Annotated in this window: 19 protein-coding genes; 9 read left to right on the top strand and 10 right to left on the bottom strand. The window is 70.4% G+C overall.

The genetic code is table 11. The features are described 5' to 3' along the window. Positions 1-132: 132 nt before the first annotated feature. From ACIRHA_RS12480 to ACIRHA_RS12465, 4 genes are all read left to right on the top strand, one after another. Positions 133-1,662, top strand: a complete 1,530-nt coding sequence (locus ACIRHA_RS12480; protein WP_403844472.1) for a hypothetical protein — start codon at positions 133-135, stop codon at positions 1,660-1,662. A 155-nt stretch (positions 1,663-1,817) separates the two neighbouring features. After that, the gene (locus ACIRHA_RS12475) at positions 1,818-2,369 is read left to right on the top strand and encodes a MarR family winged helix-turn-helix transcriptional regulator (protein ID WP_403843586.1); all 552 of its coding nucleotides are present in this window, start codon (positions 1,818-1,820) and stop codon (positions 2,367-2,369) included. Continuing rightward, entirely contained in the window at positions 2,366-4,915 is a 2,550-nt protein-coding gene (locus ACIRHA_RS12470) for an MFS transporter (RefSeq protein ID WP_403843584.1), read from the top strand. The genes ACIRHA_RS12475 and ACIRHA_RS12470 overlap by 4 nt, the downstream gene beginning before the upstream one ends. Before the next feature lie 321 nt (positions 4,916-5,236). After that, positions 5,237-7,009, top strand: a complete 1,773-nt coding sequence (locus tag ACIRHA_RS12465) for a coagulation factor 5/8 type domain-containing protein (protein ID WP_403844469.1) — start codon at positions 5,237-5,239, stop codon at positions 7,007-7,009. An 87-nt stretch (positions 7,010-7,096) separates the two neighbouring features. Here the strand turns inward: ACIRHA_RS12465 and ACIRHA_RS12460 are convergent, their stop codons facing one another. Beyond that, positions 7,097-7,771 (bottom strand): SDR family NAD(P)-dependent oxidoreductase, encoded by a 675-nt coding sequence (locus ACIRHA_RS12460; RefSeq protein ID WP_403843582.1) that lies wholly within the window; start codon positions 7,769-7,771, stop codon positions 7,097-7,099. Between the two features lie 121 nt (positions 7,772-7,892). Then, positions 7,893-8,366 (bottom strand): cupin domain-containing protein, encoded by a 474-nt coding sequence (locus tag ACIRHA_RS12455; RefSeq protein ID WP_403843579.1) that lies wholly within the window; start codon positions 8,364-8,366, stop codon positions 7,893-7,895. A gap of 114 nt (positions 8,367-8,480) precedes the next feature. Here ACIRHA_RS12455 and ACIRHA_RS12450 point away from each other — a divergent pair, with 114 nt between their 5' ends. Next, positions 8,481-9,395, top strand: a complete 915-nt coding sequence (locus ACIRHA_RS12450; protein ID WP_403843577.1) for a DUF5937 family protein — start codon at positions 8,481-8,483, stop codon at positions 9,393-9,395. Between the two features lie 214 nt (positions 9,396-9,609). Here ACIRHA_RS12450 and ACIRHA_RS12445 read toward each other — a convergent pair whose 3' ends face one another. Beyond that, entirely contained in the window at positions 9,610-9,825 is a 216-nt protein-coding gene (locus ACIRHA_RS12445) for a transcriptional regulator (protein ID WP_403843575.1), read from the bottom strand. Between the two features lie 107 nt (positions 9,826-9,932). Further along, positions 9,933-11,093 carry a magnesium and cobalt transport protein CorA gene (locus ACIRHA_RS12440; RefSeq protein WP_403843573.1) on the bottom strand — a complete coding sequence of 387 codons (1,161 nt, stop codon included), beginning with the start codon at positions 11,091-11,093 and terminating at the stop codon, positions 9,933-9,935. 119 nt (positions 11,094-11,212) lie between these two features. Between ACIRHA_RS12440 and ACIRHA_RS12435 the strand changes: the two genes are divergently transcribed. After that, positions 11,213-12,334 carry a winged helix DNA-binding domain-containing protein gene (locus tag ACIRHA_RS12435; RefSeq protein ID WP_403843570.1) on the top strand — a complete coding sequence of 374 codons (1,122 nt, stop codon included), beginning with the start codon at positions 11,213-11,215 and terminating at the stop codon, positions 12,332-12,334. A 144-nt stretch (positions 12,335-12,478) separates the two neighbouring features. Here the strand turns inward: ACIRHA_RS12435 and ACIRHA_RS12430 are convergent, their stop codons facing one another. Next, entirely contained in the window at positions 12,479-13,309 is an 831-nt protein-coding gene (locus ACIRHA_RS12430) for a response regulator transcription factor (RefSeq protein ID WP_403844466.1), read from the bottom strand. A 173-nt stretch (positions 13,310-13,482) separates the two neighbouring features. On the opposite strand from ACIRHA_RS12430, the gene ACIRHA_RS12425 reads away from it, so the two are divergent. Both ACIRHA_RS12425 and ACIRHA_RS12420 read left to right on the top strand, forming a co-directional pair. Further along, entirely contained in the window at positions 13,483-15,213 is a 1,731-nt protein-coding gene (locus tag ACIRHA_RS12425) for an AMP-binding protein (protein ID WP_403843567.1), read from the top strand. Further along, positions 15,210-16,832, top strand: coding sequence for an AMP-binding protein (locus ACIRHA_RS12420; RefSeq protein WP_403843565.1), 1,623 nt, complete (start codon positions 15,210-15,212; stop codon positions 16,830-16,832). Before ACIRHA_RS12425 ends, ACIRHA_RS12420 begins: the two co-directional genes overlap by 4 nt. Before the next feature lie 45 nt (positions 16,833-16,877). On the opposite strand, the gene ACIRHA_RS12415 is transcribed toward ACIRHA_RS12420, so the two are convergent. Beyond that, the gene (locus tag ACIRHA_RS12415; RefSeq protein ID WP_403843563.1) at positions 16,878-17,444 is read right to left on the bottom strand and encodes a GNAT family N-acetyltransferase; all 567 of its coding nucleotides are present in this window, start codon (positions 17,442-17,444) and stop codon (positions 16,878-16,880) included. Between the two features lie 41 nt (positions 17,445-17,485). Further along, positions 17,486-18,178: a hypothetical protein gene (locus tag ACIRHA_RS12410; RefSeq protein WP_403843561.1), complete on the bottom strand. Its 693-nt coding sequence runs from the start codon at positions 18,176-18,178 to the stop codon at positions 17,486-17,488. 285 nt (positions 18,179-18,463) lie between these two features. Between ACIRHA_RS12410 and gcl the strand changes: the two genes are divergently transcribed. Next, positions 18,464-20,251 carry a glyoxylate carboligase gene (gene gcl / locus ACIRHA_RS12405; protein WP_403843559.1) on the top strand — a complete coding sequence of 596 codons (1,788 nt, stop codon included), beginning with the start codon at positions 18,464-18,466 and terminating at the stop codon, positions 20,249-20,251. Positions 20,252-22,026: 1,775 nt separating this feature from the next. Here the strand turns inward: gcl and ACIRHA_RS12400 are convergent. The 3 genes from ACIRHA_RS12400 to ACIRHA_RS12390 form a co-directional block, all read right to left on the bottom strand. After that, positions 22,027-23,490, bottom strand: coding sequence for a catalase (locus tag ACIRHA_RS12400; protein ID WP_403843557.1), 1,464 nt, complete (start codon positions 23,488-23,490; stop codon positions 22,027-22,029). Positions 23,491-23,687: 197 nt separating this feature from the next. Further along, complete coding sequence (locus ACIRHA_RS12395; protein WP_403843554.1) at positions 23,688-24,584, bottom strand: 2-hydroxy-3-oxopropionate reductase; 897 nt, start codon at positions 24,582-24,584, stop codon at positions 23,688-23,690. A gap of 63 nt (positions 24,585-24,647) precedes the next feature. Next, positions 24,648-25,484, bottom strand: coding sequence for a TIM barrel protein (locus ACIRHA_RS12390; protein WP_403843551.1), 837 nt, complete (start codon positions 25,482-25,484; stop codon positions 24,648-24,650). Between the last annotated feature and the right edge of the window lie 93 nt (positions 25,485-25,577).

The raw sequence follows: 25,577 nt of genomic DNA, 5'->3' as shown, positions 1-25,577 counted from the left end.
TTGCTTCGGGGTGTGGCACCTGACGGTTGGGGGACCGCGATGAGGTGGCAGGGGGGCGCGTCGTCCGACGGCGCGGGACAGGGCGGGAGCGGTGGATTCGGCCCGCCGCCGCAGATGCCACCGGTGCCGCCGATGCCAATGGGGCCGCCGACACCACCGGGGCCGCCCGCCGGGCCCGCCGATCCGGCGCGCGCCGTCGCGGCCGGGCTGCTCAACCTCAGCGGTCTCGGCCTGGGATACGTCCTCGTACGCCGCCGCCTCCTCGCGCTGCTGTGCGTCGCCGCCACGGCCGCCCTGCTCACCCTCGCGCTGCCCGCCGACCCGGACGGAGTGCCCGGATGGGCGCTGATCGGGTACGCGGCGCTGCTGCTCGCCGCGGTGGCGGACGGCGCGCGGCGCGGGCTGCGGGCATCGTCAACTGCCGTGCGCGCCAAGCCGGTTGTGGCGATCGCGCTCGGAGTCGTGCTGCTCGCCGTGCCCGCCGGGGGCGCCGTCGCGTACGACGGGATGCGCGACGACGCCGTCGAGGAGCTGCTGCTCGACCGGCTCGCCAGCGCCGACGCCCTCGTCGAGAAGGCCTCGGCCCGCGACTTCGCGGAGGCGCGCGCCGACTACCGCACCGCGCTCGGCCGGTACCGCGACCTCGCCGAGGACCACCCGGAATCCAGGGCGGCCGACCGGTTGCACGACAGCCTCGACGCCTACTACAAGGCGGTGTCCGCGCCGTACGCCGACGGCGAGCACTGCGCGGCCGTCGCACCCCTCGAACACCTGCGGTCGGTGCCGCGCACCGTCGACCGCGCCGTCCTCGGCTCCCTCGCGAACTGGCCCGACAAGCCGCTCGCCACCTCGCTCCTGAAATGCGGCACGGAAAAGCTCGGCGCATCCGAGTCCGACGGCAGGGGCGGCGAACTGGGCCAACTCCTGCGTACGTTCCCCGAGTCGACACAGGCGGACCAGGTGGAGCCCGCCGTGCGCGCGGCCGTCGAGCGGCGCGCGGGCGAGCTGAAGGGCGCCGACCCGTGCGCCGCCACCCGGGCGCTGCGCCGCATCGGCGGCACCGCGAAGCGGCTGCCCGCGCCCGCCCCCGCGCACCTGCGCGGCGGCGTCGCGACGGCCGTGCAGGACGGGACGTACGCCTGCGGCATCGACCAGTTCAAGGACAAGAAGTTCGGCGCGGCGTACACGTCCCTGACCGGCTTCGCGGGCACGTACAAGAGCGACGAGCGGCGGGCCCGCGCCCAGCAGGTCGCCACCGCCGCCGAGATCGCGCGGCTGCGCCCCGCCGCGGGCCACCGGCTGCCGCCGAAGGGCGCGCCCGGCGGCTCCCGGATGGAGATGGTGATCAGCAACGACGGGCCCGACCCGGTCGAGGTCCTCTACACGGGCCCGGTCACCGGCCGGATCACCATCGCCGCCTGCGGATCCTGCAAGACGTACCCGACGGAGGCGGCGGGCCGCGGCAAGGCGTGCAAGGTGAGCGGCAAGAGCTATCCGAAGAAGACGCTGCGGCTGCCCGCGGGCACGTACCACTTCCTGCACAAGCCGGGCGGCCGCGATGCGACGGCGGCCGGGCGCGCGGCGGGCGGCCGGGTCGAGCCCGGATACTCGTACACGCAGTGCAGCTATGTGGTCAGGGGCGAGCTGGGCGCGGATCTGTAGCGCCGTCGGCGCGCACCGCCGCGAGACTCTTGACCCGGGCTTGACCCCCCTTTGACCTGCACAAATACCTGCGTACCCCTGGCTGAGGCACTCAGGAAAGAGGGCTACACTCACTTGCTCGATACAAGCAACTGAAGTGGGATCGGGAGGCGGTCATGGGTAAGGGGACGGTCCATGACCGTGCGGCAGCGGACGGCGACCCGGTGACGGGAAGCGCGAGTGCCGAGGACGCCGCGGCGGGACTCGGCACACAACTGGTGCGGTTCTCAAGGCTGTTGACTGCCTACCGGCAGAAGGCGAGGCTCGAGAGCCGGTCCGGCGAGCGGGTCCTGCTGGCCAAGCTGGTGCGCGACGGCGAACGCCGCGCCACCGACCTGGCGGCCGCGACCTTCCTCGACCTGTCGACCGTCAGCCGCCAGGTGCGGGCCATGGTCGACAAGGGACTCGTCGAACGGCGCCCGGACCCGGAGGACCGGCGGGGTGCGCTGCTGAGCGCCACCGCCGCCGGGGAGGCCGCGTTCGAGGAGTACCGGCGCCAGCGCGACGCGGGGTTCCAGAGACTTCTGGAGCCCTGGCCCGCGGAGGACCGGTACCAGCTGATCCGGCTGCTCTCCCGCCTCAATGACGATCTGGAAGAGTTTGAATACGCGCGTCCCGAGCCCGGGATTCCCGGGCCCGGTGGCGAGCAGGGAGCAACGCAAGAATGACTGAGGCCGTGTCCGCGTCCCGCGGAGACACCGCTACCCGAGCCATATCCACCCCCAAAGAGACCCCCTCGTCCGGTGGCCTGAGCCACCGGCAGATCCTGACCATCCTCAGCGGCCTGATGCTGGGCATGTTCCTGGCCGCGCTCGACCAGACCATCGTCTCCACCTCGATCCGCACCATCGCGGACGACCTCGACGGTCTCAGCCAGCAGGCCTGGGCGACGACGGCTTACCTGATCACCTCGACGATCGCCACGCCGCTCTACGGCAAGCTGTCCGACCTGCACGGCCGCAAGCCGTACTTCCTCGCGGCGATCACGATCTTCATCGTCGGTTCCGCGCTGTGCACCTTCTCGACGTCGATGCCGGAACTGGCCGCATTCCGCGCGGTGCAGGGCATCGGCGCCGGCGGTCTGATGTCGCTCGCGCTCGCGATCATCGGCGACATCGTGCCGCCGCGCGAACGGGCCCGCTATCAGGGCTACATGCTCGCCACGTTCGCCACGTCCAGCGTCGCGGGGCCGCTCATCGGCGGCGCCCTCGCAGGACAGGACAGCATCCTCGGCGTCACCGGCTGGCGCTGGGTGTTCCTGGTGAACGTGCCGATCGCGATCGTCGCGCTGTTCGTCGTCGCGAAGGTGCTCAACATCCCGCACGTCCGCCGCAACCGGCGGATCGACTGGTGGGGCGCGTTCACCATCGCGCTCGGCGTCGTCCCGCTGCTGCTCGTCGCCGAACAGGGCCGCGAGTGGGGCTGGGGCTCGACGGGCTCGATCGTCTGCTACGTCCTCGGCGGCGTCGGCATCGTCTCGTGGATCCTCGTGGAGCGCCGGGTCGGCGACGACGCGCTCATCCCGATGCGGCTGTTCCGCAACGCCATCTTCAGCAAGACCAGCTTCCTGTCCGTGCTGATCGGCGCGGGCATGTTCGGCGGCATGCTGATGATCCCGCAGTACCTCCAGATCGTGAAGGGCGCGAGCCCCACCAAGTCCGGTCTCGAGATGCTGCCGCTGATGGCCGGCATGATGATCGCGTCCATCGTCTCCGGCCAGATCACCGGGAAGACCGGCCGTTACAAGATCTTCCCGACCCTCGGCACGCTCTTCATGGTGGCGGCGCTGCTGCTCTTCCACTTCAAGGTCGAGTGGGACACCCCGCTGTGGGAGACCATGCTCTACATGGGGCTGTTCGGGCTCGGCCTGGGCTGCTGCATGCAGACGCTGGTGCTCGCGGTGCAGAACGCGGTGCCGCCGCAGGACATGGGCGTGGCGACCGCCTCGTCCACGTTCTTCCGGCAGATGGGCGCCACCGCCGGTACGGCGATCTTCCTCTCCGTCCTCTTCTCGAACGTCGGCGACAAGATCGGCGACGCGTTCAGGTCGGCCGCGAAGACCCCGGACTTCCAGGCCGCGCTGCACGATCCGTCGGTCGTCCACAACCCGGCCAACAAGCCTGTCTTCGACATGCTGAAGGACGGCGGGGGCGGCAGCGGTGTGCTGAGCGACTCCTCGTTCATCCAGCACCTCGACCCGCGGCTCGCGGAGCCGTTCAAGCAGGGCTTCGCGGACGCCATGCACGTGGTGTTCCTGATCGCGGCGGGCGTCATCGTCCTCGCGTTCCTGATGGTCCTGTGGACCAAGGAGGTCCCGCTGCGCAAGATGTCGGGGCTGCAGGCGCGCGAGGCGGCGGAGAAGGGGGAGACGGGGGAGACCGCTTCCGAGGAGGCTGCCACCCCGGAGCCCGCGTCCGCCCAGGTGCCCGCGCAGGTCCCGCCGGTGGACGCGGCGGAGGCCACGTCCGGCATCAAGGGCCACGTCCGCGAACGCGACGCCTCGCCGCTGGCGGGCGCGGTGGTCACGCTGATCGACCTCAGGGGCGGTCAACTGGGCCGTACGACGACGGGTCCCGACGGCGCGTACCGACTGGCGGCCCCCGCCGGTGGCACGTACGTCCTGATCGGTTCCGCGGGCTCCCGGCAGCCGCAGGCCACGACGCTGACGGTCGGCGAGGGCTTCCTCGACTTCGACCTGATGCTGGCCGGGGCGGCGGGCCTGACCGGCACCGTCGTCACAGCGGCGGACGAGTTGCCGGTACCGGGCGCGCTGGTGATCGCCACCGACGTACGCGGTGAGGTGATCGCCTCCGGAGCCGCCGACGCCACGGGCACCTTCGCCTTCGGCGACCTGGCCCCCGGCAGCTACACCCTTGCGGTGAGCGCGGAGGGCCACCGGCCCACGGCCCTCCCGGTCGAGGTCGCCACCGGCGCCCCGGGCCGCTGCGAGGTCCGCCTCGTCCCGGGCGCCCGCGTCCGCGGCACGGTCCGCGACACCTCCGGCACCCCGCTGAACGACGCCCGCGTCACGCTCCTCGACACGGCGGGCAACACGGTCGGCACGGCCGTCACGGGCATCGACGGCGCCTACGCCTTCGAGGACCTCGACGCCGGCCAGTACACCGTCGTCGCCGGCGGCTACGCCCCGCAGGCCCTTCCGGTGTCCCTCAACGGCACCGGCAGGAATGACGCGGATGTGGAGCTGAGCCACTGAGGCTCTGAACCACCGCACGGCAGAAGGCCGTGGCGCCACACAGATCCTGTGTGGCGCCACGGCCTTCGACGTAGCGACGCCAGGGCCTCCGCCGTTGTGGCGCCAGAGCCTCCGTCGTCCTCCGTCACCTCCTGAAGCCCCAACCGCCCTTTCTGTTCTGTTTGTTGAACTCTTGTTGCCGATTTCCCCGGGAACTTCTGCCGCAACCCTTGACGGCGAATTCACCTACCTGAAGCATGCGTCGCCAGTGGAGCGCTCCCACACCCCCCACCGTTCACTTCATGAACAAGGAGAGCCGCTGTGACTCGCTTCCCCCTGCCCATGTCGCGCCGCAAAGTTCTCGGTGCGGCCGCGGCCGCCGGCGTGGCACTGCCCGCCCTCGGTGCGATGGCGGCGTCCGCCGCTCCGGCCGTGAAGTCCGGCACGCCGACGAAGTCCGGCGACACCCTCGCCGCCGGCGGCGATCTCGGGCCCAACGTCATCGTGTTCGACCCGGCCACACCCGGCATCCAGGCCAAGCTGGACGAGATCTTCAAGCAGCAGGAGTCCGCGCAGTTCGGCGCCGGCCGCTACCAACTGCTCTTCAAGCCCGGCACGTACAGCGGGCTCAACGCCCAACTCGGCTTCTACACCTCGATAGCGGGCCTCGGTCTGACCCCGGACGACACCACCATCAACGGAGACGTGACGGTCGACGCCGGCTGGTTCGACGGCAACGCGACCCAGAACTTCTGGCGCAGCGCGGAGAACCTGGCGCTCGTGCCGGTGAGCGGGACGAACCGGTGGGCGGTCGCGCAGGCCGCCCCGTTCCGCCGGATGCACGTACGCGGCGGGCTCAATCTCTCCCCCGACGGCTACGGCTGGGCAAGCGGCGGCTACATCGCGGACAGCCGGATCGACGGCACCGTGGGACCGTACTCGCAGCAGCAGTGGTACACCCGCGACTCGGCCGTGGGCGGGTGGCAGAACGGCGTGTGGAACATGGTGTTCTCGGGCGTCGAGGGCGCTCCCGCGCAGAGCTTCCCCGACCCGCCGTACACGACCCTCGACACCACCCCGGTCTCCCGCGAGAAGCCGTTCCTGTACCTCGACGGCGCCGACTACAAGGTGTTCCTGCCGGAGAAGCGGACGAACGCACGCGGCACGAGCTGGGGCGCCGGCACCCCGCGCGGCACCTCGCTGGCCCTCGACAAGTTCTACGTCGCCCGGCCCGACGCCAGTGCCGCCACCCTCAACGCCGCCCTGGCCCAGGGCCTCAACCTCCTTCTCACGCCCGGCGTTTACCACCTCGACGCGCCGCTCCAGGTGGACCGGGCGGGCACGGTCGTGCTCGGCCTCGGCTACGCCACGCTCATCCCGGACGGCGGGGCGACGGCCGTGAAGGTCGCCGACGTGGACGGGGTACGCCTCGCCGGGTTCCTCGTCGACGCCGGCTCCGAGAACTCCACCACCCTGATCGAGGTCGGCCCGAAGGGCGCGTCGGCCGACCACGCCGCCGACCCGATCACCGTGCAGGACGTGTTCGTACGGATCGGCGGCGCGGGCGCGGGCAAGGCCACCACCAGCATGGTGATCAACGCCCGGCACACCATCGTCGACCACACCTGGGTGTGGCGGGCCGACCACGGCGACGGCGTGGGCTGGGACACCAACCGCGCCGACTACGGCGTCGTGGTCAACGGCGACGACGTGCTGATGACCGGCCTGTTCGTCGAGCACTTCAACAAGTACGACGTGCAGTGGTTCGGACAGCGGGGCCGCACCATCTTCTTCCAGAACGAGAAGGCCTACGACGCCCCGAACCAGGCGGCGATCCAGAACGGCGACACCAAGGGATTCGCCGCCTACAAGGTCGACAACTCGGTGACGGACCACGAGGGTTGGGGCCTCGGCTCGTACTGCTTCTACAACGTCGACCCGGGCATCGTGCAGCACCACGGCTTCGCCGCACCGAACACGCCGGGCGTGAAGTTCCACGACCTGCTCGTGGTGTCACTGGGCGGCAAGGGCCAGTACGAGCGCGTCATCAACGACACCGGAAACCCGACCTCGGGCTCGGACACGGTCCCCTCGACGCTGGTGTCGTACCCGTGACATGACCCGCTCCCGGCCTCCGCAGCGCCCCCACCGTCCTGGCAGGTCAGGGGTCGCCGCGGGTGGGACGGGGAGGGCCGGGGCCGCTCAGGCGGTGAAGATGCGCTCGGCTTCGTCGCGCTGCGTGTGCAGGTCCCAGTAGAGGGGGGCGACATCCTCGGCCGGGGCCGCCGGCATTCCGGGCGGGCCGTCCGGGCCGATCCATACGCCGATGGCGGCGTGCGCGGCCTGGACGCCGGTGCCGGCCAGTTCCTTGTGCAGGCCGAGTACCCAGTTGCGCAGGGCGGCCTGGGCGGCGTTGAGGTTGCCGAGCATGGGGTTGGGGTCGAGTGAGCCGGCGCCGTTGGTGTAGAGGAGGGTGCCCGCGCCCGCCTCGCGCATCGCGGGCAGCACGGCCCGGGTGGCGGCGATGGCCCCGTAGAGCAGGAAGTCCATCGCCCACTGCACATCGGACGGGCTGGTCCCGGACGGTGCGGTGAGCGGCGTGGATGCGAGGCTCCCGGCCGGGGAGTACTCCAGGACGTCGATGCCGCCGAAACGGGTGCCGGCGTCCTTGAGGGCCCGGGTGAGCGAATCATGGTCGAGTACGTCCGCGGGGAACGCGGCGGCGGTGATGCCTTCGGCGTGAAGCCGGCCGACCAGGTCGTTGAGCTTGTCGTGGTTGCGGGCGATGAGAGCGACGTCGAAGCCGTGGGAGCCGAAGGTACGGGCGATGGCCAGGCCCATACCGGGGCCGGCTCCGACGATGGCGATGCTGGGCACAGTGAGTCCTTTGCTGGGAGGTCAGTTGGGACAGGGGTGGGTCATGCGCCGGTGAGCGCGATCCCGCCGAGGGTGCTCCTGCGGCGTCCTGTCCGGCGGGAGTGGACAGGACGTACCGCCATCACCGCTCGTACTCGTCGGCGAAGTGGTTGTCGTGGGCTTCGTGCAGCCGGCTCAACTCCCGCCCGTTCGCGGTGGCGAGCTGTGCGAAGTACTCCTCCCGCGGTACGCCTGGCGAGAGTGCCATCAGGAGGGTGGCAGGTTCGGCGCGTTCCTTCCGGAGGGCGTGGACGTCCCCCGCCAGGGCATGCACCGTGTCGCCGGGACGCAGTGTTCGCCAGGCCTGCCCGTCGAAGTAGTCGACTTCACCTTCTTCCACGATGAAGGTCTCGCTGAAGGTCGTGTGAAAGTGCGGGGCAGGTCCCCGGCTGGAGGGCGACATGCGCCACCGGTAGATGCTCACCATCCCGCCGGTCTCCGCCGGGCCGGCGAGGACTTCGATGGTCGATCCGCCGGCGCCCAGCCGGATCGTTCGTGTCTGTTGGGCTCGCCCGGGTTCCTTGGAATACCGGGCGATCGACTCCGTGTCGGTCATGGCCCGAGTCTCCGGGTTCGGCCGTTCCGCTCGCGCTCACTTCGGCGGTGGCCTAACAATGCGGGGGTGATCCGCTATCGACTGGGCGCTGGTGCCGCGAGTGTGCGGTGGGCGATGTCACCCATTCACGAAGTGGTCAGCCTTGCCCAGCTGTTGACCGAGCCGCAGCGTCACCCGATGTACCACTCGTGGCTCCGCCGTCGCCACCTTCATCTCTCGCATCCGGACCTGCGGGCACTCACCGTCTTCATGGCCGACGGCGCGTACCGGCCCGATTTCCTCGACCCGTCGCCGATGACCAGTGAGCCGACGTTCGAGGAAGGCATGGATGCCCTCCTCGCCGCACCGCCGGACCAGACGCACGCCGAACTGGTCGACGCCACGAGGGGACGCGGGACAGCAATGGGCCGCCGGCTGCTCGACGACCCCGAACGAGCCAGGTCCGAGGCCGCCGATGCACTGCGCCGCCTCTGGAAGGCAGTTGTGGAACCGGAGTGGCTGTGCATGCGGCAGGCGCTGCGTGCCGAGTTGCTGGATCGGGCCCTCCAGGTCAACCGCGAGGGGCTGCGCGCAGTCCTTCCTCGCCTGCACCCCTCCGCGGCGTGCGAAGACGACACCGTCACCGTCGAGAAGAGCGTGGACATCGACGTCGACTGCCCGGAGGGACTCATTCTCGTTCCGTCACTGTTCATCACCGACCGGGTGCAGTGCACCACTTCGGACCACTGGACTCCGGCGATCTACTACCCGGCGTCCGGACGGTACCTCTGGGCGGCACCCCCCACTCCGGGATCGCTCGACCGTCTCCTGGGAGCGACTCGAGCGAGGATCCTGGCCGCGCTCACCACTCCGCTGCAGACGACGGTGGTGGCCGGGCTGGTGAACGTCACCGCCCCTACGGCCAGCGAACACCTGGCAATCCTGCGAGACGCCGGACTGGTCGAGCGCAGCCGGGCCGGCCGCACTGCCATGTACGAGCTCACCGAGGCTGGGCACATTCTCCTGGCCGCAGCCTCGCCACGACCATGACAGGCAGGGAGGGAGGCGCACTCGGCGTGGTCTCCCTGGGCATCGACGTCTACGTCCTCGCGGGCGTCCTGCCGGACATGGAGCCCTTTTCGACCTCGCGTTGCTGACCGCGAGTTGGACTCTTCTGCGCAACGACGAAGCTCCTGGTAGACGGGTTCTCGACCAAGATCACCCGTGTCCGCCAGGAGCCGTGTGTGCAGCTCCGGCATGTTCGTCACGCGGCTGCCCGGGTGCGGGAGGTGAGCTCGGTGAAGGTGTCCTCCCACACGGTGCGCACGGTGCGGCCGACGAGGGTGCGCAGTACGGGCCACAGCTTGAGGAGTAGATCCCGGTTGAGGTAGCGGGGCAGGTCGTCGTGCAGGCCCTCGTGCAGGACCGTGCGGTACAGGCCCATGCGCTGGCGCGGTTGGCCCAGGTCGTACGAGGTCATCCCGGACCATGCCAGGTGCAGCGGCACCCGTGCCGCCCGCCGAATCTCTCCGGATTCTCCCCAGCGACTTCAGGAGGGTGAGAAGTACTGAGCTCGGCAAGAGTGGATCACAGCCAGTCCCGCCGCTTGAAGATGACGTACAGGCTGGTGCAGACGACCGCCATCAGGAGGAGGGCGAAGGGATAACCCCCCATCCAGTGCAGCTCCGGCATGTGGTCGAAGTTCATGCCGTAGATGGTGCCGACCAGCGTCGGGGCGAAGAGGATCGCGGCCCACGAGGAGATCTTCTTGATCTCCTCGTTCTGCTCGAAGCCGGCCTCCGCGAGCGCCCGCATCTCGGCGTTCTGCTGCTGCGTCACCAGCGTCGCGTTCACCGTGAGGATGTCGGCGAGGGCTTGGCGGAAGGAGTCGACGCGTTCGCTGGTGTGCGTGACGTGGTCGGCGACGTCGCGGAGGTAGCGCTGGAGTTCCTCGTCCGTGCCGTACTTCGCGAAGCCCGCCATCAGGGCGTGCAGCATGCCGACCAGGGGGCGGGTCGCGCGCTGGAACTCGACCATTTCCCGGGAGAGTTCGTAGATGCGGCGCGAGACGGCGGGGGCGCCGGAGAAGACCTCCGTCTCGATCTCGTCGATGTCGTTCTGGACGCCGGACACCACCGGCGCGTAGCCGTCGACGACCGCGTCGAGGATGGCGTAGAGGACCGCCTCCGGGCCGAGTCGCAGCAGATCGGGGGTCGCCTCCATACGGTGGCGGACCGCCGAGAGGTCGGGGGCCGCGCCGTGCCGGACCGTGATGACGAAGTCGGGGCCCACGAACACGTGCAGCTCGCCGAACTCGACCTCCTCCGGGGCGTCCAGATAGCGGGCCGCGCGCAGGACGACGAAGAGGGTCTCGCCGTAGCGCTCCAGCTTCGGACGCTGGTGTGCCTCCATCGCGTCCTCGACGGCGAGCTCGTGCAGGTCGAACTCGGCCGCCAGCGACTTGAGTTCAGAGTCGGAGGGGCGGGCCAGGCCGATCCACGCCATCGTGCGCGGCTTCTCGCGCAGCTGCCGGTAGGTGTCCGTGAGGGTGTCCGGGGTCGCGACCCGCACGCCGTCCCGGTACAGCGCCGCGTTCACCACGCTGCCCTGGTCCTGCGGCGCCGGGGCGGCCGCGGGCGCGGTCGGCGGTTCGGAGGACGGGGAAGCCGGGGCGGTCGCGCGGCGCCAGGAGTAGCGGCGCGCCCCATTGTGCTCGCTCCGGTCGGCTCGTCCCTGCCGTCGTGGCATCGCCGCCTCCCTTCCATGGTTACGCTGCCGGGTCCCCGGCAGCGTAACCAGCGAAGGTGACACCACGGTGCAACGCATCGCGGACAGCGCATGACCTACTTCACGGCTACCGTCCTCGTATGACGACGGAGCCGATGACCGCCCGCGCCCTGGGGCGCGCCACCCTGGAGCGCCAACTCCTGCTCGACCGGAGCACGCTGAGCGCCGAGGCCGCCGTCGACCGGCTGCTCGGCCTGCAGGCGCAGGAGGTCCGGCCGCCGTATCTCGCGCTCGCCGCGCGCCTCGCCGACTTCACCCCCGCCGCGCTCTCCACCGCCCTGGAGCGGCGCCGCGTGGCCCGGCTCGTCACCATGCGCTCCACCATCCACCTGCACACCGCCGACGACTGCATGACGCTGCGCCCCCTCGTGCAGGCCGCCCGCGACCGGGAGTTGCGGATGTTCCGCAAGGGCCTCGTCGGCGTTGACCTGGACCGGCTCACCGACCTGACCCGGCGGTACGTAGAGGAGGAGCCGCGCACCCCGAAGGAGATCCGTGAGCTGCTCCTGGGGCACTGGCCGGACGCCGACCCGCAGGCCCTCACCATCGCGGCCCGCGGCTGCCTCCCCCTCGTCCAGGTCACACCGCGCGGTCTGTGGCGGCGCAGCGGCGGGGTGCGGCTGACCACGGCCGAGCACTGGTTCGGCAGGACCACCGAGCCGGCGCCCGCCCCCGACGACACGATCCTGCGCTACCTCGGCGCCTTCGGCCCCGCCTCGGTGAAGGACTTCCAGCAGTGGGCCGGCATCACCCGCACCAAGGAGGCCTTCGAGCGGCTGCGGCCCCGGCTCGTGACCTTCCGCGACGAGCACGGCGTCGAGCTGTTCGACCTGCCCGACGCGCCACGGCCGGACGAGGACACCCCGGCTCCGCCCCGGCTGCTCGCCGAGTTCGACAATCTGCTGCTGTCGCACGCCGATCGCACCCGCGTGATCCACGAGGTCGACCGGGGCCGCAACTGGCAGGTGAACACCGCCTATTTGACGTTCCTGGTTGATGGATTCCTGGCAGGGCTGTGGACCCTGAAGGAGAGTAAGGGGAGCACGGGGAGCGGGGGCGCGGGCAGTGTGCTCACCCTTGAACCCTTCCGGAAGCTCACGCGCGCCCAGCGGGAGGAACTCGTCGCCGAAGCGGAGCGCACCGCCGCGGTCCTGGAGGCTCCGGGGCCGGTCACCGTGGTCTTCGGCACCGTCCGCACGTAGGCATCCGCGTCCTCCCTCCCGTTCCTGCGCCACGGGGCTCCGCCCCGGACCCCGCTGCTCAATCGCCGCAGGGGCTTGAATGGCTCACCTGCCGCCGTGACTTGAAAGGCCTGCTCAATCGTCGCAGGGGCTCAAGAGGTGGCGCTACGGCAGTATCCCCGCCCGCCGAGCTGCCACCACCGCCTCGCCTCGTGTGTGCGTGCCCAGCTTGCGCATGGCGGAGCGGAGGTAGCCCTTCACCGTTTCCGGGCGCAGGCCGAGCCGTTCACCCGCCCCCGCGTTCGTCGCGCCGGAGGCCACGCACGCGAGTACGTCCACCTCGCGCGGCGTGAGCGTCACCGGCGCCTCCGCGGCCCGCACCGGATCCGACGCCACGGCCAACGTGCCGCACACCGCGAGCAGTTCGCTCCGCAGTTCCGGGTCGACCAGTTTCGGCGCGAGCGCCCGCAGCGCCCCGTGCGCCTCCCGGACCGCCTCCCACGCCCCGCCGTCCTCGGTGACCGGGGCGCGGGTCACGGCCAGCAGCGACTGCACCTCGTCGCGCACCACGAGGGCCTGCTCCACGTCCCGCGCCGCCGCCATCGCCGCGTCGAGCGCCCGGTCGCCGAGCGGCCGGGCCGTGCGCAGCGCCCCGTACAGGACACCCCGCACCCGGCGCCGTACGACGACGGGCACCGCGAGCACCGAGTGCAGGCCCTCGGCCGCGACCGCGGCGTCGTACTCGTGGCTGATGTGCCGCGAGCCCTGGTAGTCGGTGACGGCGCACGCCCTGGCGAGGGAGAGGGCCTTGCCGCCAAGGCCGCTGCCCGCCGCGACGCCGAGTCCGCGCAGCGCGTGGGTCGCCGCGCCGCTGAGCTCCGCGATCCGTACCTGGCCCGCCGCCTGCCCGGCCGCCCGGCCCGCGCCCGCGGTCAGCCCGCCGAAGGCCACCGGAAGCCCCGTGCCCCGGCGCAGCCGCACCAGCGCAGCCCGCATCTCGACCGCCTCGGCCGTTCCTGCGTTCACCGTCCATCACCTCGCCGCGCACCGTTCACCCCCGTATGGGGGTGGTGAGACCTGCGTCACTCCCTACACGATGGCAGACACGTCCCGCGACGGTGCGGGACATGCGGTGGAACCCGGGCCACCCAGGGACATACGGAGCGCAGATGACGACGGCGAACGGACCGACGGCGAACGGACCGACGGCGAACGGACCGGCGGCGAACGGATCCACGGAACAGTTCCGCACAGCCCGTGACTTCCTGTTGCGGCACGCACGGGACTACGAGTCGGCGTACGAGGGCTTCTCCTGGCCCCGCCCCGAGCGCTTCAACTGGGCCCTCGACTGGTTCGACGTCATCGCCGAAGGCAACGACAAGATCGCGCTGCACATCGTCGAGGAGGACGACTCGGAGGCGCGCTTCTCCTTCGACACCATGCGGCGCCGCTCCAACCAGGTCGCCAACTGGCTGCGCGGGCACGGCGTCGGCGCGGGCGACCGGGTGCTGCTCATGCTCGGCAACCAGGTCGAGCTGTGGGAGGTGATGCTCGCCGCGATGAAGCTGCGGGCCGTCGTCATCCCCGCGACACCGCTGCTCGGCCCCGCCGATCTGACCGACCGCGTCGAGCGCGGCGCCGCCCGCCACGTCGTCGTACGCCCCGAGGACGTCGACAAGTTCGGCGAGGTGCCGGGGGAGTACACCCGGATCGTGGTCGGTGCGGGCGGGCCCGAGGAGGGCTGGCTGTCGTACGAGGACGCCGCCGGCGCCGCCGACACCTTCGAGCCCGACGGGGAGACCGGCGCCGAGGACCCGCTGCTCCTGTACTTCACGTCCGGCACGACCGCCCGCCCCAAACTGGTCGAGCACACCCACGTCTCGTATCCCATCGGGCATCTGGCGACGATGTACTGGATCGGCCTGCGCCCCGGCGACGTCCACCTCAACATCTCCTCGCCCGGCTGGGCCAAGCACGCCTGGTCGAACTTCTTCGCGCCGTGGAACGCCGAGGCGACCGTCTTCCTCTACAACTACACGCGCTTCGACGCGGGGCGCCTGATGGCCACGATGGACCGCGCGGGAGTGACGTCCTTCTGTGCGCCGCCCACCGTGTGGCGCATGCTCATCCAGGCCGACCTCACGGCCCTGCGTACGCCGCCCAGGGAGGTCGTCGCCGCGGGCGAACCGCTGAACCCCGAGGTCATCGAGCAGGTCGAGCGCGCCTGGGGCATCACCATCCGCGACGGCTTCGGGCAGACCGAGACCTCCGTCCAGGTCTCCAACAGCCCGGGCCAGCGCCTCAAGTCCGGCTCCATGGGACGCCCGAGCCCCGGCTTCAAGGTCGAGCTGCTCGACCCGGTGACCGGCGAGCCCGGCGCGGACGAGGGCGAGATCAGCCTCGACCTCTCCGCCCGCCCCGTCGGCCTGATGGTCGGCTACCACGGCGACCCGGAGCGCACGGCGGAGTCGATGGCGGGCGGCTTCTACCGCACCGGCGACATCGGCTCGCGCGACGCGGACGGCTACCTGACGTACGTGGGCCGCGCCGACGACGTCTTCAAGGCCAGCGACTACAAGATCAGCCCCTTCGAGCTGGAGAGCGCCCTGCTCGAACACGAGGCGGTCGCGGAGGCCGCGGTCGTGCCCGCCCCCGACGAGCTGCGGCTCGCCGTCCCGAAGGCGTACGTAGTGCTCGCCGAGGGCTACGAACCGGGCCCGGATGCGGCGAAGCTGCTCTTCGAGCACTCCCGCGCGGTACTCGCTCCGTACAAGCGCGTGCGCCGCATCGAGTTCGCCGAGCTGCCCAAGACGGTCTCCGGGAAGATCCGCCGCATCGAGCTGCGCGAGGCCACCGCCAAGGGGTCCGCCGCCGAGTACCGCGAGGAGGACTTCAAGTGAGCGCAGCCGAAGGGGAGTTGTCGTACACGCACGGCACCAGCGAGGCGCCGCTCCTCGGCGACACCGTGGGGCGCAACCTGCGGCGGGCCGTCGAGGCCTGGCCCGAGCGCGAGGCGCTGGTCGACATGGCCGACGGGCGCCGCTGGACGTACGGTCAATTCGGTGCGGATGTCGGGGAGTTGGCGCGCGGACTGCTGGCCCGTGGGATCGCCAAGGGCGACCGCGTCGGCATCTGGGCGGTCAACTGTGCCGAGTGGGTGCTCGTGCAGTACGCGACCGCACGGATCGGCGCGATCATGGTCAACATCAACCCGGCGTACCGGGCGCATGAGTTGGCGTTCGTGCTCAAACAGTCCGGTGTCTCGCTCCTCGTCTCGTCGACCGAGCACAAGGGCACGGACTATCGCGCGCTCGTACGGCAAGTGGCGCCGGAATGTCCGCAGTTGCGCGAGCAGGTCTTCATCGGCACGGACAGCTGGGGCGCTCTGGTGGCGGCCGCGGACGGTGTCACGGAGGGCCAACTGGCGGCCCGTGAAGCCGAGTTGTCCTGCGACGACCCGGTCAACCTTCAGTACACCTCCGGCACCACCGGTTTCCCGAAGGGTGCCACGCTCTCCCACCACAACATCCTCAACAACGGCTACTGGGTGGGGGAGACGGTCGGCTACACCGAGCAGGACCGGGTCTGCCTGCCGGTGCCCTTCTACCACTGTTTTGGGATGGTGATGGGAAATCTTGGCGCCACTTCACACGGCGCCTGCATCGTCATCCCCGGCCCGTCCTTCGAACCGGCCGCCACCCTGCGCGCCGTGCAGCAGGAGCGGTGCACCTCGCTGTACGGCGTACCGACCATGTTCATCGCCGAGTTGAACCTGCCGGACTTCGGCTCGTACGACCTGAGCAGTCTGCGTACGGGCATCATGGCGGGCTCCCCGTGCCCGGTCGAGGTGATGAAGCGGGTCGTCGCCGAGATGCACATGGCCGAGGTGTCCATCTGCTACGGCATGACCGAGACGTCCCCCGTCTCCCTCCAGACGCGCCGCGACGACGATCTGGAGCGCCGCACCGGCACCGTCGGCCGCGTCCTGCCGCACATCGAGGTCAAGGTGATCGACCCGGTCACCGGCGTCACGCTGCCGCGCGGCGAATCGGGCGAGCTGTGCACGCGCGGGTACGGCGTGATGCTCGGCTACTGGGACGAGCCGGAGAAGACCGCCGAGGTCATCGACGCCGGCCGGTGGATGCACACGGGCGACCTCGCGGTCATCCGCGAGGACGGCTACGGGCAGATCGTCGGGCGCATCAAGGACATGATCATCCGGGGCGGCGAGAACATCTCCCCGCGCGAGATCGAGGAGTTCCTCTACGGGCACCCGAAGATCGCCGACGTCCAGGTCGTGGGCGTGCCGCACGAGAAGTACGGCGAGGAGGTGCTCGCCTGTGTGATCCTGCGCGACCCGGCGGACACGCTGACCCTCGACGAGGTGCGCGCCTACTGTCGCGACCGGCTCGCGCACTACAAGATCCCGAGCCGGCTGCGCCTCCTCGAACGGTTCCCGATGACCGTCAGCGGTAAGGTCCGGAAGGTGGAACTTCGAGAAGGGTACGGGGAGTTGTAGAACCGGCAACCGTAGAGAGAACCTGTAACCGAAAGGCGGGGACCGTCACAGGTCCCTTCGCATGCACACCCTGGGCCACCGGTCCAGGCCGTGCTCGGCCTCGGCCGCGCGGATCGCGCGCAGCCCCGGTGTGAGCTCGGCCCCGGAGAGCCGGCGGAAGCCGAGGCGCTCGTAGTACGGGGCGTTCCACGGGACGTCGGCGAACGTGGTCAGGGTGAGACCGGTCAGGCCCTGGCCGCGCGCGCAGTCGGCGGCACACGCGATCAGGGTCTGGCCCACGCCCCGGCGGGCGGCGTCGGGGTGCACGGTGACCTGCTCGATGTGGAAGGCGCCGTCGACGACCTCGGCGACCAGGTAGGCGATGACGGTCCCGGCGCCCTCGGTTCCGGTCTCCTCGGTCCCGATGTTCTCGGTCCCGGTGTCCTCGATCCCGGTGTCCTCGGTCGCGACCCAGGCGTGGCCCGCCTGCCGGTAGCGCTCCAGCTCGGGGATCGTGGGTGGCGCGTCGTCGGCGATCGCGGCCATGCCGACCGTACGGAAGATCTCGCCGGCGGCCGTCTCGATGGCCTGGAGGCGGGGCAGGTCGGCGGGCTCGGCGCTGCGAATGATCACCCGGTCAGTATGTCGGGGCCGCCCTGGCCGCTCACGCGTATTTACGTCCCGCCCGCGATCAGCTCGTCCGCCGGGCTGTTCACCGGCTGCGGTACTCCGGCCAGGTCGAGGACGAACAGCGGGACGCCGAGGACGTCGGCGCGGGTGCCGGCCTCGTCCACGTACCCCGCGAGGGAGAAGTAGGCGCAGGTCGCGGACTCCGCCATCGACTGCAGCCACAGGCACTCCACGTCGCGCAGCGTCACGGGTCGCACCGACGGCTCGACCTGGGCGACGACCCCGCTCGCCGCGAGCCCGATGCCGGAGGGCGGGCGCTGATCGGCCCTGCGTACGTCGTCGTAGCCGAGCCAGCGCAGATACAGCGCGACGGCCGTCACGGCGTCGCGCGCGGTGCGGATGGTGACCGGCTGGAACGCGGGGCGTGGGGGCGCGGCCGTGCGCGGCAGCGGGATGTGGGCGGGCGCGGGGGCCTGGTCGTCGTGGACCGGGACGCGCAGCACCGAGCCGCAGGCGCAGCCCAGCTCGGGCCGGGGCCATCGGTCGTGCCGGCCGCACAGGGGGCAGCGCAGCGTCATCCAGTCGTCGTCCCAGGTCCGCTCGGACACGGGCACGGGGGCGGCGCCGCGCACCATCGGGGGCGCGACGGGCGCTCCGCAGGCGCAGGGGAGGGCCTGGGGCGCGTACAGATGCTCGCGCCGGCAGGTGGGGCAGCGCAGATGGGCGGGCTCGGCCATGGCAACTCCCCCTCGGTCCTGCCCCGGGAACGGATCGACGTCAGTCTCATCATCCACCTTGACGGCCTCCAAAGCGCCCCTCTACATTGCTTCCATATAGCAGAAACTAGTTTCCACATCGTGAAAGTTGCTCGGAAGGGTCGCTGGAGCGAACAGGGGGCTGGGGGACGGAATTCAGAGCTCGCCGCGGGGCGCGACGGGAGCGCGAATCCGACAGCCACAGCCGTAGCCGTAGTCGTACAGCCGTAGAGGCGTACGCAGTCACAGCAGGAGTCGGGAGCACTCATGGCTCGAATGACCGCCGCCCGCGCGGCCGTTGAGATCCTCAAGCGCGAGGGCGTCACGAACGCGTTCGGCGTGCCCGGTGCCGCCATCAACCCCTTCTACAAGGAGCTCAAGGAGAGCGGTGGCATCGACCACACGCTCGCCCGCCACGTCGAGGGCGCCTCGCACATGGCCGAGGGCTACACCCGGGCCAACCCGGGCAACATCGGTGTCTGCATCGGCACTTCGGGTCCCGCAGGGACCGACATGATCACCGGCCTGTACTCCGCCACGGGCGACTCGATCCCGATCCTGTGCATCACGGGTCAGGCCCCGAGCCACCTCCTGCACAAGGAGGACTTCCAGGCCGTCGACATCGCCTCGATCGCCAAGCCGGTCGCGAAGATGGCGGTGACGGTCCTGGAGGCCGCGCAGGTCCCGGGCATCTTCCAGCAGGCCTTCCACCTGATGCGTTCGGGCCGTCCGGGGCCCGTCCTCGTCGACCTGCCGATCGACGTCCAGCAGACGGAGATCGAGTTCGACCCGGAGACGTACGAGCCGCTGCCGATCTACAAGCCGGCCGCGAGCCGCGCCCAGATCGAGAAGGCGATCAAGCTCCTCGTCGCGTCGGAGCGGCCGCTGATCGTCGCGGGCGGCGGCATCATCAACGCGGACGCGTCCGACCTGCTCGTCGAGTTCGCCGAGGTCACCAACACGCCTGTCATTCCTACGCTGATGGGCTGGGGCACGATCCCCGACGACCACGAGCTGAACGCGGGCATGGTGGGTCAGCAGACCGGCCACCGGTACGGCAACGCCACGTTCCTGGAGTCGGACTTCGTCCTCGGCATCGGCAATCGCTGGGCCAACCGGCACACGGGTTACAAGCTGGACGTCTACCAGGGCGAGCGCAAGTTCGTGCACGTCGACATCGAGCCGACGCAGATCGGCAAGATCTTCGCGCCGGACTACGGGATCACGTCCGACGCGAAGTCGGCCCTTGAGCTGTTCGTCGAGGTGGCGAAGGAGCTCAAGGCGGCCGGTGAGCTGCCGGACCGTTCCGCCTGGGTCGCCTCGCACCTGGAGCGCAAGGAGACCCTCCAGCGCCGTACGCACTTCGACGACATCCCCATGAAGCCGCAGCGCGTCTACGAGGAGATGAACAAGGCGTTCGGCAAGGACACGCGGTACGTCACCACGATCGGTCTGTCGCAGATCGCCGGTGCGCAGATGCTGCACGTCTACAAGCCGCGGCACTGGATCAACTGCGGCCAGGCGGGGCCGCTCGGCTGGACGATCCCGGCGGCGCTCGGCGTCTCCAAGGCGGACCCCGACACGCAGGTCGTCGCCCTCTCCGGTGACTACGACTTCCAGTTCATGATCGAGGAGCTGGCGGTCGGGGCGCAGCACCGCATCCCGTACGTCCATGTCCTGGTGAACAACGCCTACTTGGGTCTGATCCGGCAGGCCCAGATCGGCCTCGACATCAACTTCCAGGTCAACCTGGAGTTCGAGAACCAGAACAGCCCCGAGCTGGGTGTCTACGGTGTCGACCACGTCAAGGTCGCCGAGGGGCTCGGCTGCAAGGCGATCCGCGTGACGGATCCGAACGAGCTGGGCGCCGCCTTCGAGCAGGCGAAGAAGATGGCTCAGGAGTTCCAGGTGCCGGTCGTCGTGGAGGCGATCCTGGAGCGCATCACGAACATCTCCATGAGCCCGACGGCGGACATCAGCGCGGTCAAGGAGTTCGAGGAGCTGGCGACGGAGCCGGGCCATGCGCCTACGGCCATCCGGCCGCTGAAGGTGTGACGCGGGCCGCGTCCGCGGTGGGGCGGGCCCCTGGTTCTACGGAACCGGGGGCCCGCCCTTCGTCGTGCCGGGGGCCGGGGTTGGTGTTGCCCGGCGCGCTGGGCGGCGTCGGGGTGTCTCGCTGCGTGAGGGCCGGCGCCCGTCGTCGTTGTTGCGCGGCAACGGGGCTCGGGGCATTGCCGGTGCCGAGGCCCCACGTCGTCGGTGCGCGGTGCCGGGGCTTTGCCGGTGCCGGCGCTTCACGTCGTCGGTGCGTGGTGCCGGGGGTTTGCCGGTGCCGGCGCCTCACGCGATGGTTGCGCGGTACCGGGGCTTTGCCGGTGCCGAGGCCCCACGTCGTCGGTGCGCGGTGCCGGGGCTTTGCCGGTGCCGGCGCTTCACGTCGTCGGTGCGTGGTGCCGGGGGTTTGCCGGTGCCGGCGCCTCACGCGATCGTTGCGCGGCATCGGCCCTGGTCCGGCTGCACCGGCGCCCGCTCACCTCCCACCCACCCGCCCCCTCCGGGGGCTTCGGCCCCAGGGGGTGGCCGCCGCGATCGGCCTGCCGCGCCGGCGCCCGGCCGCTGTACGGCGCCGGGCGCCGTCTTGCCCCTCCCGTCGCCCAAGACGGTGGCGGCCCAACGCCCTGGGCCGGGGAGCGGTGGCCGACGGCAACTACCCTCGGCGGGGCCGCCGCCGGCAGCAGGCCGGAAGCGGCACCCCGTCGCGCCGAGGCCCCCGGAGGGGGCGGGGGGTGGGAAACGACCGGGGGACAGAGAACGGGCGCGCCGCTCAACGCCGAGGCGAGCACCTCAAGCTCCTGCGGCGCCGAGGCGATACCTCAAGCCCCTGTGGTGCCGAGGCGAGCACCACAATCTCCTGTGGCGCGGAGACGAGTACCTCAAGCTCCTGTGGCGTCGAGGCGATACCTCAAGCTCCTGTGGTGCGGAGGCGAGTACCTCAAGCCCTTGTGGTGCGGAGGCGATACCTCAATCTCCTGTGGCGCGGAGACGACTACCTCACGCCCCCGTGGTGCCGAGGCGAGCACCACAATCTCCTGTGGCGCCGAGGCGACACCTCAAGCCCCTGCGGTGCGGAGACGACTACCTCACGCCCCTGCGGTGCCGAGGCGAGCACCACAATCTCCTGTGGCGCGGAGACGACTACCGCAAGTCCCTGTGGCGTCGAGGCGCTACCTCAAGCCCCTGTGGCGCAGAGGCGAGCACCACAATCACCTGTGGCGCAGAGACGACTACCTCAAGCCCCTGCGGCGATTGAGCAGCGGGGTCCGGGGCGGAGCCCCGAGGCGCGGGAACGTCGACCGTCATGGGCGGATTCCGGGGGAGGTAGGAGCGTCGACCGTCATGGGCGGAGCCCGACGTGGGGCGGGGCTGAAGCGGATGGACCTGCGGACGCAGAAGAGCGCCGAGTCCGGGACCGTCCGAACTCGGCGCTCTGGCCAAGAGGTTGTTGCCGTCCGACGGCGCGCGACTGGCGGAACATGCATGCGCGCCACCGGACGGAGACCGAGGAAACCCCAACGGGCAGACCCCGTCGGGGAATTGGCTGGGACCGCGGCGGCCGGCGTACGACGGTTCCCCGTCCCCCTCCCTCAGGTCGAGAGGAGAGCGGAGGAACCTTCACCACCGCACTGGCTCGTACGCTGCACAAGCCGCCGCGGTCCTCGTCCTCCCGCAACCGTCGGCCAGACCACCCCTCATCCGGGTCGTGGCCGACGGTGCGGGTCAGTGCGTACGGGGGCGGACCTCCCGCCGCCCCACGTACGCAGTCAGGGGGCTCAGTCCTCGCGCAGGGCGCGGACCGCTTCCTCCACGCGCTTGCCGTAGTCGGCGTCGGCGGCGTGGAAGTGGGCCAGGTTCTTCTCGACGATGTCGTCGCGCGAGACCTGGGAGAGGCCGCCCGCGATGTTCGCGACCAGGCGTCCCTTCTCGTCCTCCGACATCAGGCGGTACAGCTCGCCCGCCTGGAAGAAGTCGTCGTCCTTCGTGTGGGCCGGGGCCTCGTGCGTACCCGTGTGGCCGTGGATCGCGAGCGGCGCGGCCAGCGGGCGGCCGGTCTCGGCCGGTCCGTCGAAGGAGTTCGGCTCGTAGTTCTTGCGGGCGCGGGCGTACGCGTTCGCAGCCATGACGCCGTCGCGGCCGTAGTTGTTCGCGCCGCCCTCGACACCCTTCGGCGCGTTCACCGCGAGCTGGGTGTGGTTGACGCCCAGGCGGTAGCGGTGCGCGTCCGCGTAGGCGAAGAGGCGGCCCTGCAGCATCTTGTCGGGCGAAGGGCCGATGCCCGGAACGAAGTTGTTCGGGGAGAAGGCGGCCTGCTCGACCTCGGCGAAGACGTTGTCCGGGTTGCGGTCCAGGACCAGCCGGCCCACGCGCTGCAGCGGGTAGTCCTTGTGCGGCCACACCTTGGTGAGGTCGAACGGGTTGAAGCGGTAGTCCGCCGCCTCGGCCGCCGGCATCAGCTGGACGTACACGGTCCAGGACGGGTTCACACCGCGCTCGATGGCCTGGAGCAGGTCCGTCTGGTGCGAGTTGGCGTCCTTGCCCGCGATTTCCGCAGCCTGCTCCGACGACAGGCTGCGCACACCCTGGTTCGTCTTGAAGTGGTACTTCACGAAGAAGGCCTCGCCCGCCTCGTTCGTCCACTGGTAGGTGTGCGAACCGTAGCCGTTCATGTGACGGTACGAGGCCGGGATGCCGCGGTCGCCCATCAGCCAGGTGATCTGGTGCGTGGCCTCGGGGGCGTGCGCCCAGAAGTCCCAGACGTTCTCCGGCTCCTGCTTGCCCGTGAACGGGTCGCGCTTCTGGGAGTGGATGAAGTCGGGGAACTTCAGCGGGTCCTTGATGAAGAAGACCGGGGTGTTGTTGCCGACGAGGTCGTAATTGCCCTCTTCGGTGTAGAACTTCAGCGCGAAGCCGCGGGGGTCACGGACGGCGTCCGCCCCACCGAGGTTGTCGGCGACGGTCGAGAAGCGCAGGAAGACCTCGGTGCGCTTGCCGACCGAGCTCAGGAACTCGGCGTACGTGTAGTCGGTGACGTCGTCCGTCACCTCGAAGTAGCCGTACGCGCCGGAGCCACGGGCGTGCACCACGCGCTCCGGGATGCGCTCGCGGTTGAAGCGGGCGAGCTTCTCCAGGAGGTGCTGGTCCTGGAGCAGGATCGGGCCACCGACGCCGGCGGTGGCGGAGTTCTGGTTGTCGGCGACGGGGGCGCCGGACTCGGTCGTAAGCACGCGCTTCGACATCGTGACCTTCCGTGCTGTAACTGCTGCGACTGCTGAGAAGTTCGAGGTGTTCGGAGCGTAGGTACCTCTGAACTGCTACGTCAACAGTTTGTTGAAGTTATGGGTACGCGAATATGGGTTCCGGGCCGTGGCGGCGCCTGGGCGCGACAGGACAGGTGTCAGCGACACCACGGCCCGGAAGACTGTGGGGCCGGTTCCTACTTGGGCTGGTCGCCCGAGAGGCGCTCGACCGCGCGCAGCAGCGCCGAGTGGTCGAGGCCGCCGTCGCCCTGGGCGCGCAGCGAGGCGACCAGTTGGGCGACCGTGGCGCCGACGGGGAGCGAGGCACCGACATTGCGGGCGGCGTCGGTGACGATGCCCATGTCCTTGTGGTGCAGGTCGATGCGGAAACCCGGCTTGAAGTCCCGGTTGAGGAAGTTGTCCTTCTTGCGGGTCAGCACGGTCGAGCCGGCCAGGCCGCCGTTCAGGACGTCCAGGGCCGCCTTCAGGTCGACGCCGGACTTCTCCAGGAAGACCACGGCCTCGGCGCACGCCTGGATGTTCACGGCGACGATCAGCTGGTTGGCGGCCTTCACGGTCTGGCCCGAGCCGTGCGGGCCGCACAGCACGATGGTCTTGCCGAGCGCGTCGAGCAGCGGCTTGGCCTCGTCGAACTCGGCCTGGTCGCCGCCGACCATGATGGACAGGACGGCCTCGATCGCGCCGGCCTCGCCACCGGAGACGGGGGCGTCGAGGACGCGAATTCCCTTGTCCTTGGCGGCCTTTGCGAGGTCCACGGACGTCTGCGGGGTGATCGACGACATGTCGACGAGCAGCGCGCCGGACCTGGCGTTCTCCAGGATGCCGTCCGGGCCGTACGCGATGGCCTCGACCTGCGGGGAGGCCGGAACCATCGTCACGATGACATCGGCCTCGCGCACGGCCTCGGCGATCGACTTCGCGGCGGTGCCGCCGGCGGTCGTGAGGCGGTCCAGCTTGTCCTGCTCCAGGGTGAAGCCCGTGACGTCGTAGCCGGCCTTGATCAGGTTCTCCGACATGGGGGAGCCCATGATGCCGAGACCGATCCACGCGACCTTGGGGAGGTTGTTGCTCATGAGGGTGACTCCAAAAGCGTTGTTACGGCGATGAGTTGACGGCCCTACTGCGGCTCGGGCGGCTCAGGCGGCGCGGTGCTCGTGCGGCAGCCAGGCGAAGGACTCGGCGCTCGGGGCGTCGCCCGGCTTGTACTCCAGGCCCACGTAGCCCTCGTAGCCGGCCTTCTTCAGCTGGTCCAGCAGCTCCTCGATGGGGAGCGTGCCGGTGCCCGGCGCGCCGCGGCCCGGGTTGTCGGCGATCTGCACGTGCGCCGTCTTGTCGGTGTAGGCGCTGATGATCGCCGTCAGGTCCTCGCCGTTCATGGACAGGTGGTACAGGTCCATCAGGAACTTGGCGTTGCCGAGGCCGGTCGCCGCGTTCACCTTGTCCACGATCTCGATCGCCTTCGGGGCGCTCACGATCGGGCACTTCGGCGACTCCGGCGCGTTGAGCGCCTCGATCAGCAGCACGGCGCCGACGCGGTCGGCGGCGCGGGCCGCGAGCACCAGGTTCTCCAGGGCGAGCTCGTCCTGCTCCTGCTCGGAGACGCCCTCGACGCGGTTGCCGTACAGCGCGTTGAGCGCCGTGCAGCCGAGCGACTGGGCGAAGTCGGCCGCGACGTCGATGTTCGCGCGGAACTTCTCGCTCTCCTCGCCGGGGATCGACAGGGCGCCCCGGTCCGGGCCCGGCAGCTGACCCGCGTAGAAGTTGAGGCCGGTGAGCTGGACGCCCGCGTCCTTGATCGCTGCGCGCAGGGCGTCGAGCTCGGACTGCTCGGGGGTGGGGGCGTCGACCCAGGGCCACCACAGCTCGACCGCGGTGAAGCCCGCCGCGGCGGCGGCCGCGGGGCGCTCCAGGAGCGGGAGCTCGGTGAAGAGGATCGACAGGTTGACGTTGAAGCGCTGGTCTGCGAATCCCATGAGGGTCGGCGCTCCCTTCATCTTCGAAGTCGTTGAACTTTCGTATTGCGGAAGTTCGTTTCTACTTGATGGAAGATTGCCTGCAAGGGCTTG

The organism is Streptomyces sp. NPDC102360 (assembly GCF_044766085.1).
Taxonomy (GTDB): Bacteria; Actinomycetota; Actinomycetes; order Streptomycetales; family Streptomycetaceae; genus Streptomyces.
The sequence above is the reverse complement of the archived record's forward strand: the minus strand, read 5'-3'. Positions and strand labels throughout refer to the sequence as shown.

What these genes read in the sequence shown, in the direction of transcription:
- ACIRHA_RS12480 (WP_403844472.1), top strand. Translation starts at nt 133, where the DNA reads ATGCCAATGGGGCCGCCGACACCACCGGGGCCGCCCGCCGGGCCCGCC.
- ACIRHA_RS12475 (WP_403843586.1), top strand. Translation starts at nt 1,818, where the DNA reads ATGGGTAAGGGGACGGTCCATGACCGTGCGGCAGCGGACGGCGACCCG.
- ACIRHA_RS12470 (WP_403843584.1), top strand. Translation starts at nt 2,366, where the DNA reads ATGACTGAGGCCGTGTCCGCGTCCCGCGGAGACACCGCTACCCGAGCC.
- ACIRHA_RS12465 (WP_403844469.1), top strand. Translation starts at nt 5,237, where the DNA reads ATGTCGCGCCGCAAAGTTCTCGGTGCGGCCGCGGCCGCCGGCGTGGCA.
- ACIRHA_RS12455 (WP_403843579.1), bottom strand. Translation starts at nt 8,366, where the DNA reads ATGACCGACACGGAGTCGATCGCCCGGTATTCCAAGGAACCCGGGCGA.
- ACIRHA_RS12450 (WP_403843577.1), top strand. Translation starts at nt 8,481, where the DNA reads ATGTCACCCATTCACGAAGTGGTCAGCCTTGCCCAGCTGTTGACCGAG.
- ACIRHA_RS12445 (WP_403843575.1), bottom strand. Translation starts at nt 9,825, where the DNA reads ATGACCTCGTACGACCTGGGCCAACCGCGCCAGCGCATGGGCCTGTAC.
- ACIRHA_RS12440 (WP_403843573.1), bottom strand. Translation starts at nt 11,093, where the DNA reads ATGCCACGACGGCAGGGACGAGCCGACCGGAGCGAGCACAATGGGGCG.
- ACIRHA_RS12435 (WP_403843570.1), top strand. Translation starts at nt 11,213, where the DNA reads ATGACGACGGAGCCGATGACCGCCCGCGCCCTGGGGCGCGCCACCCTG.
- ACIRHA_RS12430 (WP_403844466.1), bottom strand. Translation starts at nt 13,309, where the DNA reads ATGCGGGCTGCGCTGGTGCGGCTGCGCCGGGGCACGGGGCTTCCGGTG.
- ACIRHA_RS12425 (WP_403843567.1), top strand. Translation starts at nt 13,483, where the DNA reads ATGACGACGGCGAACGGACCGACGGCGAACGGACCGACGGCGAACGGA.
- ACIRHA_RS12410 (WP_403843561.1), bottom strand. Translation starts at nt 18,178, where the DNA reads ATGGCCGAGCCCGCCCATCTGCGCTGCCCCACCTGCCGGCGCGAGCAT.
- gcl (WP_403843559.1), top strand. Translation starts at nt 18,464, where the DNA reads ATGGCTCGAATGACCGCCGCCCGCGCGGCCGTTGAGATCCTCAAGCGC.
- ACIRHA_RS12400 (WP_403843557.1), bottom strand. Translation starts at nt 23,490, where the DNA reads ATGTCGAAGCGCGTGCTTACGACCGAGTCCGGCGCCCCCGTCGCCGAC.
- ACIRHA_RS12395 (WP_403843554.1), bottom strand. Translation starts at nt 24,584, where the DNA reads ATGAGCAACAACCTCCCCAAGGTCGCGTGGATCGGTCTCGGCATCATG.
- ACIRHA_RS12390 (WP_403843551.1), bottom strand. Translation starts at nt 25,484, where the DNA reads ATGGGATTCGCAGACCAGCGCTTCAACGTCAACCTGTCGATCCTCTTC.